General features: G+C 38.7%; 10 protein-coding genes and 1 pseudogene. 7 read left to right on the top strand and 4 right to left on the bottom strand.

All coding sequences use genetic code 11. The annotated features are described in order from the left end of the window. Both B2X72_RS03125 and B2X72_RS03120 read right to left on the bottom strand, forming a co-directional pair. Nucleotides 1-1,128: DEAD/DEAH box helicase (locus tag B2X72_RS03125; protein WP_286848249.1), on the bottom strand; the 1,128-nt coding region annotated here is incomplete at its 3' end. 53 nt (nt 1,129-1,181) lie between these two features. Beyond that, a complete protein-coding gene (locus B2X72_RS03120; RefSeq protein ID WP_075992835.1) occupies nt 1,182-1,511 on the bottom strand; it encodes a DMT family transporter in 330 nt (109 codons plus the stop codon). A 152-nt stretch (nt 1,512-1,663) separates the two neighbouring features. On the opposite strand from B2X72_RS03120, the gene B2X72_RS03115 reads away from it, so the two are divergent. The 6 genes from B2X72_RS03115 to B2X72_RS03090 all read left to right on the top strand — a co-directional run bounded on the left by B2X72_RS03115 (nt 1,664) and on the right by B2X72_RS03090 (nt 9,175). Next, complete coding sequence (locus tag B2X72_RS03115) at nt 1,664-3,910, top strand: sensor histidine kinase (protein WP_286848248.1); 2,247 nt, start codon at nt 1,664-1,666, stop codon at nt 3,908-3,910. An 11-nt stretch (nt 3,911-3,921) separates the two neighbouring features. Then, on the top strand, nt 3,922-4,554 hold the full coding sequence (locus tag B2X72_RS03110) for a response regulator (protein WP_075992833.1): 633 nt from the start codon (nt 3,922-3,924) through the stop codon (nt 4,552-4,554). A 333-nt stretch (nt 4,555-4,887) separates the two neighbouring features. Continuing rightward, entirely contained in the window at nt 4,888-6,168 is a 1,281-nt protein-coding gene (locus B2X72_RS03105; RefSeq protein WP_088161741.1) for a hypothetical protein, read from the top strand. A gap of 65 nt (nt 6,169-6,233) precedes the next feature. Next, nucleotides 6,234-7,238, top strand: a complete 1,005-nt coding sequence (locus B2X72_RS03100; RefSeq protein WP_088161740.1) for a YihY/virulence factor BrkB family protein — start codon at nt 6,234-6,236, stop codon at nt 7,236-7,238. A gap of 67 nt (nt 7,239-7,305) precedes the next feature. Next, complete coding sequence (locus B2X72_RS03095) at nt 7,306-7,845, top strand: helix-turn-helix domain-containing protein (protein WP_088161739.1); 540 nt, start codon at nt 7,306-7,308, stop codon at nt 7,843-7,845. A gap of 106 nt (nt 7,846-7,951) precedes the next feature. Then, on the top strand, nt 7,952-9,175 hold the full coding sequence (locus B2X72_RS03090) for a retropepsin-like aspartic protease (RefSeq protein ID WP_088161738.1): 1,224 nt from the start codon (nt 7,952-7,954) through the stop codon (nt 9,173-9,175). A gap of 65 nt (nt 9,176-9,240) precedes the next feature. Here the strand turns inward: B2X72_RS03090 and B2X72_RS03085 are convergent, their stop codons facing one another. Together B2X72_RS03085 and B2X72_RS03080 are read right to left on the bottom strand one after the other, a co-directional pair. Further along, nucleotides 9,241-10,398, bottom strand: coding sequence for a Gfo/Idh/MocA family protein (locus B2X72_RS03085; protein ID WP_075992829.1), 1,158 nt, complete (start codon nt 10,396-10,398; stop codon nt 9,241-9,243). A 34-nt stretch (nt 10,399-10,432) separates the two neighbouring features. Beyond that, a complete protein-coding gene (locus tag B2X72_RS03080; protein WP_075992828.1) occupies nt 10,433-11,485 on the bottom strand; it encodes a sugar phosphate isomerase/epimerase family protein in 1,053 nt (350 codons plus the stop codon). A 347-nt stretch (nt 11,486-11,832) separates the two neighbouring features. Between B2X72_RS03080 and B2X72_RS03075 the strand changes: the two are divergent. Continuing rightward, nucleotides 11,833-12,243 (top strand): annotated as a pseudogene (locus tag B2X72_RS03075) (GMC family oxidoreductase); the annotation flags it as partial.

The following is a 12,243-nucleotide window of genomic DNA, read 5'->3' as shown; positions in this document are numbered from 1 at the left end:
AAGGTCCTCAGGCAATTCCAAAACATCCATTCTTTTACCGACGGCCTGTTCTATTTTTTTGACCATTGGTAATTCCAGATCTGTTGTGAAAGTCAACACGACTGATTCTTCATTATCGTCATTTTTAACAAGATGATTTAAGAATTCCTCCTTTTCATTCGGTAACTCAAATTGAAAAATGAATGGAATAGCGGAAAGGTCCACATCGTTTGTATTTTCCCGTGCAATAATCAAGACACGAGATTGATTATTTTCCTTGAAATCTTCCATGGTCTCGTAGCCAAGATCATCGTAGAACAATGGATTGAGGATAGCAATTTCTTCTTTATTGCTACTGAACAAACTGCTGGCCAACTTTTGGGCAGTAAGTTTCGAGTTTACAAAGACGATTACTTTTTGAAATACTTCTTTATCCTGCAACAGAAGATTTAATAAATTGATCTTTGTTGTGAAATTGGGAACATGATATAATAATAGATCCAGGGTGTCGACAGTGTCATTTTCAAGTTCATCTATTTCGACTGAGGCACAATTTTCATTCATGAAATTGTCGATCATGTCATAAAGTTTTTGGTGTTCAACAGTACTGAAAACCAAATGTTGTACCTTTCCACAGCTTTCGGCTAATTCCCTTACTGTATTTTGCATTCCTTGTTTGATAATCTCTTCAGCATCATCAATAATTAGTGTCTGAATACGGTTGAGATTCAAGGCCAATTTAAGATAGATCGCTCTTGCACGATTTGGAGTAGCTACAACAATATCTTTTCCATCAACCAGTTCTTCGATTTCTTCTTCCATGCTACCTGAAGCCCGTAATCCAATGATGCGAAGACCTTTATTTTTGCTTAATTGGTAGAATCTCTCAACAATTTCGTCGATACGTTCTTCATTAGGCGCCAAGATCAAAAACTTCGGAGCTTCATCTGTTGTGAATTTCAACTTCATCAAGGTAGATAAGACATAAGTTGTGGTTTTGCCAGCACCTTCCGGAGCGATGGCAATCACATCCTGTCCACCAAGAATTCTGGAAATGCATCTACTTTGAATTTCCTTTGGAGCTAAGTAACCGAGTTCGGTCATCGTAGCAGTCAATCTTTTGCTAAGTTTTAGTTTCTCTAACGACACGTATCCTTTTATTTATGTAAGTTACAAAAGTACAAATTTAGATCTTTGATCAGCTAATGTGCGCCCATTTTTGAAAAGAGATTAATAATAATGACTCCAACGACAATCAAGACCATGCCGATAATGGCTGCTGTATCGGGGATCTGTTTGAATAAGAACATACCAATCAGCGTAATGGCTACAATACCAACCCCAGACCAAATTGCATAGGATATTCCGACGGGGAGGTATTTAAGTGTGATACTTAAAAAATAGAAGGCAATAATATAACCTACAATACAGATAAGGGTAGGTTTTATAAGGGTAAAACCTGCAGACTTCTTTAGAAAAGTGGTTGCAAATATCTCAGCGGCTATGGCAAGAAAAAGATAGATGTACTTCATTGTTACAAAGGTACAATTTTTTGTTTGGTAAGGTTCGGTTAATTAGGTCAATAACAGCGAGAAGTTAAGTTTTTTTCGAGTGAATGAATTGCGTATAAGGGCAAATTTATCTAAGTTTGGCCAATTCACATAGCTAGAACAATTATTTTTTTATGGGGCATATTCAAAATTTTTGGAGATCGGTACTAATATTTTTTGTTTTTTTGTGCCTTTGTAGTGATATTCTTGCCCAAGAACAGCTGCAAGAGTTAAAGAAATCATATTACAGTCTTGCTTTAGGAAGCAAGGAGCGGTTTGTATTGACTGGAAAATATGCGCAGGCCTTATATTTTAATAATGAAAAAGTACTGGCCAGTCAACTGCTTAATGATAATATTCAGTTGGCAAGAAATTATCCTGACAAGCAATATTATGCTTATTTGAATTGTATTGCAGCAATGAACAGCTTTAACGATCATGCATATGAAAAATCACGGTATTATTTAGAACATGCTAAATCTGTGCTACCGATTGTCCGCGATAATGGAATTAAAGGCTATGTATATTATTGTGATGGATGGGTTATGACACGGCAGAATAAGGAGGATGAAGCCGTTTCTCAATTTCATAAAGCAATTTCATTTTTAGAGAAAGCTTCACAGACTGACGCAAATATCGCTCGAAAACTAGCCGTCTATAAGGAACTGACAGCAATATATGCAAACCAACGCAATTATGATTTTCAAGAAAAGTATACCTCTCTTTTGTTAGAAACGGCTAAAGAAGGGAAGAATGTCAATAGCCTATTTGACGCCTACATGCAGGCTGGTTATCTATTTGAAGAGGAGTATAGATCAAATAATGCAGATCGTGATCTATTGAGGAAAGCTGAACAACACTATCTTGAGGCTTATAATTTGATCAATAACAATGAGAAGCATCTGGTTAATCCGACTGATCTAGCGTATGTTTCAGTTAATCTAGCGAATCTGTACCATGAGTTTTATCCTGATAATGGCGGTAAGAAAGCGATATCCTACGCCAAACAGGCTTTAGATATTGCTGCTGAAACGGGGCAATATGCCATTACAATACCTGCTTATGGTATCCTCGCTGATGAGTCTTTCAAAGTGGGGCATCGCGAGGAAGGGAAAAAATATCTGCAGCAGGCACTGTACAATCTTCAAAGAGAGGCCCATTACGATTATCAAGTGGGGCTAAGCCTATTTAGTAGACTGGCTGAAGTAAGTGTTGAAGAAGGTAAATATGAAGAGGCTTTCAATTATCAAAAAAGCTACATAGATGTATTTGAAAAAGCATTTAATTCGGATAAACTCGATAAGACGAAGCAACTGGAGCTGAAGTATGAGCGTGAACTGCAAAACCAAAAGTTAATGCGGCTTCGATTGGAAGGGGAGAAAAAGGAACAGCAAATCAAGTTGATGAAAGCCTTGAATGATAGGCAGCATCAACTGGTGGAGAATTTGAAATTAAATGAACTGAATCGAACCCAGCAACTTAAAGTATTGCAGCTCGAACGGGATAAGAAGGAGCAGGATCTGCAATTAAGCCGGCTGGAAAATGAACAACGCTTACAGGAGCTTGATGTTTCCAAAAAACAGATTGCTTTCAAATCACGGATGAATTCGATCTATATCTGGTTATTTATCAGTTGTTTGATTGTGATCGTATTGTTATTTTACGCCTATTGGCAGCGTTCAAAGGCATTGAAACAAAAGGAACATTTGCATGAGCTTGAGATAGAAAAGAATAATCAACAACATGCCATTAAAAACCTGACTGCGATGTTGGCTGGGGAAGAGAAAGAGCGTACCCGTCTTGCTCGCGACCTTCATGATGGATTGGGAGGTTTACTGTCAAATACCAAATTGGGATTATCAGCCATCAATAAAAATGCTTTGGAGCAAGACACCATGAAAGCAGGAATCGATCGAAGCATTGATTTGCTAGACGGGGCTGTCGATGAACTTCGCCGTCTTGCGCATAATCTTATGCCCGATTTAATTGTAAAATATGGTTTGAAAGAAACTTTAAGAGACTATGCAAGCCGAATGAGTCAATCTACATGTCAAGTTGAATGTGAATTTTTACAATTTGAATCAAGCCTAAGTACGGAACAGGAGATTTCTTTGTATAGAATTATTCAAGAATTGGTGAATAACGCGTTGAAGCATGCCAATGCGACCAACATTTTAATACAGCTTTCTTCACATAATAAACGTTTACACATTACAATTGAAGATGATGGCAAGGGTTTTGATATGGAAAGTGTCGATTTGCAGCATTCTGCAGGAATGCATAATGTGCGATCAAGACTTTCGTTTCTAAACGGGGAAATGAAGGTTATGTCGGAGAATGGAGCGGGTACAACCATTGAATTGGAATTACCCATGATTTAAATTTTTGGAAAATGATAAAAATAGCGATTACAGACGATCACCCTTTGCTACTTGAGGGATTGAAAAACATAATAAATGCGCATGAGGATTTTGAAGTAGTGGGCATGTATTCGAGCGCGACTGAACTGTTCCATCGTATTGCCACTGATATGCCATTGGTATTGCTACTTGATATCAATCTACCGGATGCTAACGGTATCGATTTGGTTAAAGACCTGAAGGATAGTAATAAGGATTTAAAAATTATTGCGTTTAGTGTCCACAATGAATTTGCAGTGATCAACAGCATTTTAAATGAGGGGGCAAATGCCTATTTACAGAAAAATGCGAATGGTGATGAAATACTTGCTGCCATTTCCGCTGTTCTTGTTGGAAGAAGATATCTTTGTGAAAAAACTCAGGCTATCTTGAATAAGAAAGTGGAAATGGGGCTTAAGCAAGTGCCAAAATTAACACGTCGTGAGAAAGAAGTGCTTACTTTCGTAGCGCAAGGAATGACAACAAACCAAATTGCAGATTCATTGTTTATCAGTTCACATACGGTAGAAAGCCATCGCAAGAATCTAATGGAGAAATTTCAAACCAAAAGTGTTACTGCTGCAGTAAAATCGGCTATTGAATACGGATTAATTCGGGAAACCTAATTAAATTCCCCAATTCCCTGATTTCAGGGATGAAAAGATCTCCAGGCATTTGATACTTTTGCTATTACTGATTTAAAATAGGAGGTATCAAGTGCATTGTTGAAAACTAGTATTTTGCGCTATTTCAAGAGAAGACATTGTTTCGGTCTTCGATTCATTGCTCTATTTTAAGATTCATCGGTCTATTTTAAATAGAATCTGTTTCAGAACAAAATTTCGAATCTAGGTTTTTCTTAGAGCGCCTAATACTGCGAAATATAACTTTTTCAGCTTGAGGGATCTTTCAGAGGAGCTTTTAGGAGATAAACAACCAAAATTACTGATTCAATTGATATGATTAAAAAAATAATACTTTGGACGGTAGCTGTCCTCGTACTTTTGGCGATCGTTGCCTGGGGCGGTTACATACTACGACAGCAAGAATCCTACAAATCATTGGTCCATAAAAAAAGTAAGGCTTTGTTGACCGTATCATTAGATGATATTCTTTTGAATCAGTTTTTTAATAAATGGCAGTCAGCGCCGAAAGAGGGGCAAGATTTTGGCCAAAAACTAAGTAAACTCAAAGACAACGGAATTGATATCAAAGCGAATGTATTTCTTTTTGCTTTGGAGCCCCATCCCAAAAACTTTTATGCTTTTTTTCAGCTAAAGGATAAGCAACAATTTTTGACCTTTCTAAAAGATGTGATACAGGTTGGTGCAGTGGAAAGTAATCTAGTCCCTGATGTGAGCTATGCCTATCATCAACCGAGCAAAATCGCATTTATCTGGAAAGGGGATGATCTGCTGCTAAGTCTAGGCTTTGATCTTGATACAAAGAAAGAAGAAATGCTTCAGCTAATTCAATCAAAAGAAGACCGGGTTACCATCGAACAATTTATTAACCGTCCAAGTACATTGACAGGTAAATCACTGCGTTATAGTGATATTTCAACGGATAATTTTATTGAGCTTGATTTGAAAGGAAACCATCTCGATGTGTCTGGCGAATTTTTCTCAACAGATTGGAACTTTCCGAAGGAATATCTTGTTAGAGAACTTGTTTCCGCAAAATACATAGGTAAAGCTTGGATCAATATCCCTAATAGTCAACTTAAAAATCAGCTAAAGCAATTAGTTAGCGAACTTCCTATAGCCGCTGATTCTATTATGGCACATTTGGATGGAAATTACGTCGATATTGAAATTTTGAAAAACAAGGTCATTCAAATAGATACCATTATTAATTATGCGGTTGACGAAAATTTCGAAACGATCGAAGAGAAAACACCCTACGAAACGAAAGTTCCCGAAGTAAGATTAGCGATTCGTGGAGATAACGACATGCGCAGGTTCCTCCCCAGTAAATTATTTTATCAATGGTTTCAAAAACAAGATAAGGAGTTTAGTCTGCTGACCACGTCAAAGGATATAGATAAACTTAATGTGGCTTACAATAAAACAGCTGAGCTATCCCATGTTGCAGTTCATTTGGTAGATTGGCCAAATGAAGCTAAAATATCACCGATTCTATTATTGAAAACCATCGCTTCAGATATTACGCTGAGTCTGAAAGTTGTAGACCACAATCGCTTGGTTCTCCAGGGAACTATAGCGGACTACTCGCATTAAAACACACTAATTACAAACTTTCTTCGCTTCTCAATGGTTTGTTCTTGAGTACAAAGTACAAGAACATGGATGAACGAACTAAAAGTAGAAGTAAGGTGAAAACCTATTGGCGAATTTTAAAAAGTACGGTCTTGGGATTTTTGAATGAGGATTCGATGAAGTATAGTGCTTCATTATCCTATTATACTGTTTTCTCTATTGGTCCAATATTGGTTTTAATGATTGCCTTAGCCGGAATTTTTTATGGTGAGGATGCGATTGAAGGGAAAGTATTCTTGGAACTCCGTGGATTGGTGGGAAGCAGTGCCGCAAGACAGATTCAAGAGGTTATTCAGAATTTGCAACTTTCAGGAAAGTCAAACCTGGCATTGCTTGTCAGTAGTATTACATTGATTTTAGGAGCAACGACTGTTTTTGGGGATATACAGAATTCGATCAATAAGATTTGGCATGTAAGGGCGAAGCCGAAAAAAGGCTGGCTAAAATTGATTCAGGATAGATTATTGTCTTCATCTTTGGTAATTGGTTTGGGGTTCTTGTTAGTTGTTACATTGATTGTAAATGGTGTAATATTAGCATTGACAGATCAGCTACAGCATTATTTTCCGGACATAACGGTGATGTTAATGGATGGGATTAACTTTGCATTGTCCTTCGGAATTATATTCTTGTTATTTAGTGTCATATTTAAAGCGCTTCCGGATGTCAATATACATTGGCGGACAGTACGTGCGGGCGCCTTATTTACTTCAATTTTATTTGTATTGGGACGTTATTTAATTGGAGTCTACCTGGAGCATTCTGCAACCCAAGATACGTATGGAGCGGCAGGTTCATTTGTGCTGATCCTTCTCTGGGTCTATTACACAGCAGCCATTTTATATTTTGGTGCAATCTACACAAGGGAGTATGCCACTGTAATGGGAATCCCTATTGAACCCTCGCAATATGCTGTGCACGTTGAAACGCAGGAAATTGAGCGTAATGTAACCGAAATACCTCCAGCTCCTTTAACGCTTGACGAGCAGACGGTTACCGAAGAGGATGCTAACTTTCCCAAGAAACCATAAACTTTAGATTTGATGAATTTTTACGGCCAAATTCTGTAAATTTGGTCGTAAGATCGATCTATTGTTTATGAACAAATTACAATTATTACGTGAGAAACTCAATTTAACCCAAGAGGAACTAGCACAAAAATCAAGTATTTCAGTAAGAACAATTCAGCGGATTGAAGCGGGGCAGCCACCCAAGGGCTACACCCTTCGTGCACTTGCACAGGCATTGCATGTGGACGAATCGGAGTTTTCCGCATATGATATGCCTGCTGAATCCGAAAATCTCACATGGATCAAGATTATCAACCTTTCTTCCTTACCCTTTTCTATATTGCCTCCATTAAATGTTCTGGTGCCCATTGCAATCATGCTGTTAAAAAAACAGCATTCGTATAAGGTCCGTCAGTTAATCTCAATACAAATCTTATCTACCTTAATCGCGGTGTTACTGATGCTTGTTATTTTTATACTCAACGATTGGCTAGGTATTAAAAGCAATGTGAAATTGCTTATTCCGCTATGTTGGATCCTTATGAATATAATCGTTATACTGCGAAATGCGATCGGATTAAATAAAGGTGAAAATGCACGGATTTTGCCCGATATTTGTATTTTATAGCGACTATTATACAATTGTCGGGTAACTGTCGGGACATTGTCGGGATGCAAAAGTGTACTCTTCGTCTGGTATTTTTTTTCTTTGATCTTGAAAAAAATACAAAATTATGAAAACACGCTATCAAAAAAGGAAAAGCCATATGGCCTTGGCTACCTTTGTTATTTTTCTTTCTCTTTTTACGATGACGAACGTCTTTCCACAAAATAGGATACCTTTGATCAAAGCTTCATCTGAGAAAGTCGGTATTAAAGATGGCGCCTATTGCCATGTCGACTGGAAATTAGATCCTAAAGCAAACCCTGATGTCTATTTCGTGAATATTCCAACGAAAGAAAGCACAGTCGTTTTTAAAACAGATCAGGAGGAATTAACTGTTATGACTAAACCTGGAGCAATGTATGAGTTCATCGTACTATTGAATGGTACGGATTCTTGTCACATTCGTATAAATGCTCAACTACCACCTGATCTACCTGTATTGGATCAAAATGATCCGTTTCCTATGCCAATACCTTTTCGTCTTATTGGCTCAAGGATTTTCCTGAATGGAACAATTAACAAGAAAAATGTCGCGATACAGTTTGATTTAGGAGCAGGAACAGGTGTTGTTAATAGAAATAACTCAAAGCAGCTGGATTTATCATTTTCATCGTTTACGACAGTTTCGAATACCGACGGGGTCAATAGCGAGCGGACAAGCCTAGGCAATCAATTGCGTATTGGGTCTATGGTATGGAAAAATGTATCAATGACAGAGGTCGGCAATATGAAGTCCTTTGAAGATCTTATTATAGGTAACAGTTTCTTTCGAAATCACATTATTGAAATCGATTATGACAAAATGGAATTGGTAATTCATCGCGATCTCCCCACCAAAGCAAAGGAGTATACAAAGCTTCCGATATTTTACGAACAAAATCGACCAAAGTTTAAAGCTGCTTTTAGACATAATCAACGGCAATTTGATTTTTGGTTCCTTTTTGATACAGGTCGTGATGGCACGATGTTGTTAGGTGAAGATTTTACCAGTATAGGACACAATTGGGACGATCTAGAGCCACTTACCATGATCAGTAACCGGAAGATTATCCGTTTGAATGCTTCAATAGCTGGTGTTGAATTTAAAGATATTGTGACGAATGCCGCTGATCCGGCCAAGCGTAATGGCAGACCAAGTTTATTTGGAAATCAGATTCTGAACCATTTTAATGTCATTTTGGATAATCAGGAAGGATTTCTTTATCTGAAACCAAATGGTAGGATCAAGGAACCTTATTCAAACTATGAGGGATATTTGAACCAGATGTCTCAGTCAATACAGAAAAATTAAAGTGTGCAGCCAATGTCGTTTGTTCAGGTAGCAAATGACATTGGCCACTTATGGTAAGTATATATCTAACGAATAAAATCGGTCCATTTTTGTGTTGATTTTCCCGAGGCAATCACAGTTTCTAGGAACTTCATGCCACGCAGACCATCAGCTACGGTAGGAAAATCTGTATCTTCTTCTCGCGGCTCTATACCTTGCATAGATGCCAATAGCGTGGCTGCAAAATTTCTATAAATATTGGCAAATGCTTCTATATATCCTTCGGGGTGACCGGCTGGTAGACGGATGTTATGTTTGGCGATTGGTGAAAGGTACTGTTGACCTGCACGAAATAGCTGGGTCGGCGCATCGAGCTGTTTAAAGATGAGTGTATTTGCATCCTGCTGGTTCCATTCCAATCCCCCAAGTTCACCATATACTCTAATTTTTAATGCGTTTTCTTCTCCTGCGGCAACTTGAGATGCCGATAGTACGCCTGTGGCTCCATTTTCGAATCCAAGTAATATATTGCCGTCATCTTCAAGTTTTCTTCCGGTCACAAATGTTTGAAGATCGGCGCACATTTTAGTGATTTTTAAACCTGAAATATATTCTGCTAGATGGGCAGCATGTGTTCCAATATCGCCCATACAACCACTTTTCCCACTCTTTTCGGGATCTGTTCGCCAAAAGGCCAAAGAAAGACCATTTTCGATCATCTTACTGAGCCAACCCTGCGGATATTCTACCATAATCTTTCTAATCGAACCTAATTGGCCCCCTTTGACAAGATGACGAGCTTGTTTTACCATCGGATAGGCCGAGTAGGTGTATGTAACACAGAGTATCAATCCTGTTTCAGCTACCTTTTGTTGGAGCAATACGGCCTGTTCTGTTGTCAGCGTCATCGGCTTTTCAAGCACGACATGGAATCCATGTTCCAGCGCCATCATTGCTGGTTCAAAATGAGCAAAATTCGGCGTGACTATACTGACAAAGTTCATGCGGTCATCCGCTGGGCGCTTACTTTCCTTGACAATCATTTCCTGATAACTTCCATAGCTCCTTTCCTCTGGAAGACCTAAAAGCGCGGCGGATTCTTTTGCAACGAGGGGATCAGCGCTCAGTGCGCCGCAACATAATTCAATCTGACCATCAATTCCTGCAGCCATACGATGTACAGCCCCAATAAATGCATTTTTTCCACCGCCGACCATGCCCATTTTTAGTTTTGTATTGTGCATAAAGTTGAATTTTTAATGCCGATATCTTTTGTAATTATAAACCCAATAGTTTACGGTTAAGGCTATCATTGGTTTCGACGGCAGCAAAATTATCGAATGCCTTGTCAGTAACACGGATAATATAGTCTTTAATATGCAGCGCGCCTTCCCGCGCACCATCTTCAGCATTCTTGAATGCACATTCCCATTCCAGTACAGCCCAGCCTTGATAATCATATTGTGTGAGTTTGGTAAATATAGATTTGAAATCCACTTGGCCATCACCAATTGATCTAAAACGACCGGCTCTTGACTGCCAGCTCTGGAAGCCACCATAGACACCCTGACGACCAGAAGGATTGAACTCAGCGTCTTTAACATGAAACATTTTAATTCGCTCATGGTAAATGTCGATGAATTGAAGATAGTCAAGACATTGAAGAACAAAATGGGAGGGATCATAGAGAATGTTTGCCCGCTTGTGGTAATTTACATTTTCGAGAAATAAGTCAAAAGTAGCACCGTCATGGAGATCTTCTCCAGGGTGTAATTCATAACATAGGTCGACATCATACAAGTCACATTCATCGAGAATGGGTAACCATAATTTTGCAAGTTCAGCAAAACCCGTTTCGATAAGGTTAGCTGGTCTTTGTGGCCAAGGGTATATAAATGGCCATAGAAAGGCGCCACTAAAGGTTGCTAGCGCTTTAAGTCCGAGGTTGTTGGAAGCTTGTACGGCATATTTTAATTGCTGGATCGCCCACTGTTGTCTTGCTTGAGGGTTACCATGTAAATGCTGTGGTGCAAATGCATCAAATAGATCATCGAAACTTGGATTTACAGCCACTAATTGCCCTTGGAGATGGGTTGAAAGTTCGGTGATTTCCAATCCAAATGACTGTACTTTAGCTTTTAGATCAAGTGCATAGCTTTTATCGAGCGCTGCTTTTTCTAGATCGATAAAACGGGCATCCAAAGTTGGTAGTTGTATACCCTTATAGCCAAGGGCTGCTGCCCACTGGCAGATTGAGTCCAAAGAGTTGAACGGAGCTTCATCACCGATAAACTGTGCGAGAAAGATGGCAGGACCTTTAATTGTTGTCATATGTATTGTGTTTTGAAAAAGACTATATTACGTACAAAACAGATCAATATTCCAATGCGATGGAAGAAATGGCTCAGTCTGTCGTTTATACTTTATAATTTGGTTATCCAAGCTACCTGCTTGTTTAATACAATATTACAAAAATTTGCAACCGGTTGCAATAAAATCAAAAAAAAACCTTAAACTTGTTTAGACGATTCATGCTTACACTTTCCAAAATATAAGAATGGAGCGTCTAAACTAGGTATAACTGTCAGGCATCTTTGCAGCGCTTGATTGTGGAGGAGACTTTATTTTAAAGGGAAACTTCCCTTTGAGTAATAACCAAATAAACCAATTATAAATAAATGGCAAATAATGTTTATGATGCAATTGTCATCGGGTCTGGGATCACAGGTGGCTGGGCAGCCAAGGAACTAACGGAACGTGGATTGAAAACCATCATGTTAGAAAGAGGACGCAATATTGAGCATATCAAAGATTACCCATCACCAAACAAAGATCCTTGGGAATTTCCGCATCGGGGTCGGGTACCTTTGGATCGAGCACAGCACTACTTACCTTTTGGAATTAAAAATCAATGGATGAACGAAGGGAACATCGACTTTTGGACTAATGAGACAGAAAGTCCATATAAGGAAATAAAACCCTTTAATTGGTTCAGGGGCTATCACGTTGGCGGTCGCTCGCTTATGTGGGGGCGGCAGAGTTATCGATGGTCGGATGTTGATTTTGAGGCAAATAGCAAAGACGGGCAT

The organism is Sphingobacterium sp. UBA7253, assembly GCF_002472745.1.
In the GTDB taxonomy this organism is placed as follows: domain Bacteria; phylum Bacteroidota; class Bacteroidia; order Sphingobacteriales; family Sphingobacteriaceae; genus Sphingobacterium; species Sphingobacterium siyangense.
This window is presented reverse-complemented; position numbering and strand designations above follow the sequence as displayed.

Excerpts from the sequence above, each read along its gene's own strand:
- B2X72_RS03120 (WP_075992835.1), bottom strand. The coding sequence starts at position 1,511 with ATGAAGTACATCTATCTTTTTCTTGCCATAGCCGCTGAGATATTTGCA.
- B2X72_RS03115 (WP_286848248.1), top strand. The coding sequence starts at position 1,664 with ATGGGGCATATTCAAAATTTTTGGAGATCGGTACTAATATTTTTTGTT.
- B2X72_RS03110 (WP_075992833.1), top strand. The coding sequence starts at position 3,922 with ATGATAAAAATAGCGATTACAGACGATCACCCTTTGCTACTTGAGGGA.
- B2X72_RS03105 (WP_088161741.1), top strand. The coding sequence starts at position 4,888 with ATGATTAAAAAAATAATACTTTGGACGGTAGCTGTCCTCGTACTTTTG.
- B2X72_RS03100 (WP_088161740.1), top strand. The coding sequence starts at position 6,234 with ATGGATGAACGAACTAAAAGTAGAAGTAAGGTGAAAACCTATTGGCGA.
- B2X72_RS03095 (WP_088161739.1), top strand. The coding sequence starts at position 7,306 with ATGAACAAATTACAATTATTACGTGAGAAACTCAATTTAACCCAAGAG.
- B2X72_RS03090 (WP_088161738.1), top strand. The coding sequence starts at position 7,952 with ATGAAAACACGCTATCAAAAAAGGAAAAGCCATATGGCCTTGGCTACC.
- B2X72_RS03085 (WP_075992829.1), bottom strand. The coding sequence starts at position 10,398 with ATGCACAATACAAAACTAAAAATGGGCATGGTCGGCGGTGGAAAAAAT.
- B2X72_RS03080 (WP_075992828.1), bottom strand. The coding sequence starts at position 11,485 with ATGACAACAATTAAAGGTCCTGCCATCTTTCTCGCACAGTTTATCGGT.